The organism is Actinoplanes oryzae, from assembly GCF_030757795.1.
Classification (GTDB): Bacteria; Actinomycetota; Actinomycetes; order Mycobacteriales; family Micromonosporaceae; genus Actinoplanes.
In genome coordinates, this window is sequence record NZ_JAUQWH010000377.1 from 1 (window position 1) to 316 (window position 316).

The following is a 316-nucleotide window of genomic DNA, read 5'->3' on the forward strand; positions in this document are numbered from 1 at the left end:
CAGCGAATGATCTCTTTCTTTGACATGCCGTCTTTGGTGCGTCGTTGCATGTAGTCGCGGGTGCGGGGATCCCAGCGCAGGCGGCAGAGCACGACCCGGTAGAGGGCGGCGTTGGCTTGCCGGTCGCCGCCGCGGTTGAGTCGGTATCGGGTGGTCTTGCCGGAGCTGGCCGGGATCGGGGCCACGCCGCAGAGCATGGCGAATGCCGCCTCGGAGGCGATCCGTTCATGGTTCTCACCGGCGCTGACCAGCAACTGACCGGCGACGTCGGCGCCCACGCCGTTGGCGGCCAGCAGGCGGGGATTGATCGCCGTCA

1 protein-coding gene is annotated in these 316 nt (G+C 67.7%); it reads right to left on the reverse strand.

Annotated elements, in window-relative coordinates:
• Window positions 1–316, reverse strand: a 316-nt coding sequence (locus tag RBH18_RS44010) for an IS110 family transposase (protein WP_306216467.1), incomplete at both ends; no start/stop codon positions are given.